The 1578-nt window shown below is 72.0% G+C and carries 1 protein-coding gene; it reads left to right on the forward strand.

The features are described 5' to 3' along the window. The first annotated feature begins 140 nt into the window (after positions 1–140). Positions 141–1505, forward strand: coding sequence for an exopolysaccharide biosynthesis polyprenyl glycosylphosphotransferase (locus HMPREF0731_RS19305; protein ID WP_085980180.1), 1365 nt, complete (start codon positions 141–143; stop codon positions 1503–1505). Positions 1506–1578 lie beyond the last annotated feature (73 nt).

Genomic DNA, 1578 nt, shown 5'->3' on the forward strand with positions numbered 1-1578 from the left:
CCCGGAACGCCGCCCCGTGACGCAGCCCGACCCCCGCCCGCCCCGCCCGCGCCGGCTTCGCCGCCCTCGGCCAGTCGCTGGCCACGGTCCGCTGGACCCACGGGCTGATCAACCGCGTCGTCAAGGGCTTCGACGTGGCGATGCTGTTGCTGCCGGCGGCGCTGTTCGGGCTGCTGCCGGGCGAGGTCGCCTCGCCGCTGGCCTGGCAGCAGGCGCTGGTCATCGCCGCCGCCCAGGTCTGGGCCTATCTCTCGGTGATGCAGCGCATCTCCGCCTACCGGGTGGAGCATTACGAAGGCTTCTGGGGGCAGCTTGGCCACATCCTGGCGGGGCTGGCGGTGGGCTGGTCGGTCGGGCTGGTCGCGCTGCAGGCCTGCCTGCCGGGCCAGCTGCCGCTGAACCAGGAATGGTTCCTGGAATGGCACGCGCTGCAATTCCTGCTGCTGCTGCTCAGCCGCCAGCTGCACCGGCTGATGGTCTACTGGGTGGAGCGGCGGCGCCTGCTCTGCCGCAAGGTGGTGGTGGTCGGCGCCAACGCCGTGGGCGCCCGCGTGCTGGCCGAGCTGACCGCGCCCGAGCGCGCGGCGGAATACGAGCTGGTCGGCCTGTTCGCCGATGCCAGCGATGGCGCGGCGCCGGCCGCGCTGGGCGGCCACGCGGTGCGCGGCGGGCTGGAGGCGCTCGCCGCCTATGCGCAGGACAACACCATCGACCTGGTCGTGCTGGCCCTGCCCTGGGACCGCGCGCCGGAGATGTTCCGCCTGATGCACGCGGTGGAGTGGATCGCCGCCGATGTCGTCATCCCCTTCGACCCGGAGGGCGTGCCGCCCAGCTATGCCCGCATCGCCCCGCTCGGCCGGCTGCGCGCGCTGCAGGTGATGGCGCGGCCCTTCAAGGGCACCCAGGGCGTGGTCAAGGTGATCGAGGACTATGTGGTCGCCAGCCTGGCGCTGCTGCTGGTCAGCCCGATCATGATCGCCGCCGCCATCGCCATCCGGCTCGACAGCCCGGGCCCGATCTTCTTCAAGCAGTGGCGCCCCGGCCTCGGCCAGAAGCCCTTCGCCATCTACAAGTTCCGCACCATGCTGATGGACCCGAGCGATGACGGCTCGGTCGGCACGCAGAGCCGCGACGACCCGCGCATCACCCGGGTGGGCGGCATCCTGCGCCGCCTGTCGATCGACGAGCTGCCGCAGCTGATCAACGTGCTGCGCGGCGAGATGTCGATCGTCGGCCCCCGCCCCTATGTCGCCAACATGCTGGTGGGGCAGGAGCGCTTCTCGGAGATGGTGCGGCAATACGCCGCGCGGCACCGCATCAAGCCGGGGCTGACCGGCTGGGCGCAGGCCAATGGCATGCGCAGCTACGCGCTGCGCTCGCCCGAGAACGCCCGCAAGTCGATCGAGATGGACCTCTACTACATCACCCATTGGTCGCTCTGGCTCGACATCCGCATCATGGTGCGCACCGTGGTGGTCGGGCTGGCGGGGCGGAACGTGTTCTGATGCCGGGCGCGGCGCGCCGCCCCGGCGGCTTCGCGCCGCGCTGGACTTCTTCCGGTGCGGCGGCGCCGGGGGC

Origin of the sequence: Pseudoroseomonas cervicalis ATCC 49957 (assembly GCF_000164635.1) — a bacterium.
Lineage (GTDB): Bacteria > Pseudomonadota > Alphaproteobacteria > Acetobacterales > Acetobacteraceae > Pseudoroseomonas > Pseudoroseomonas cervicalis.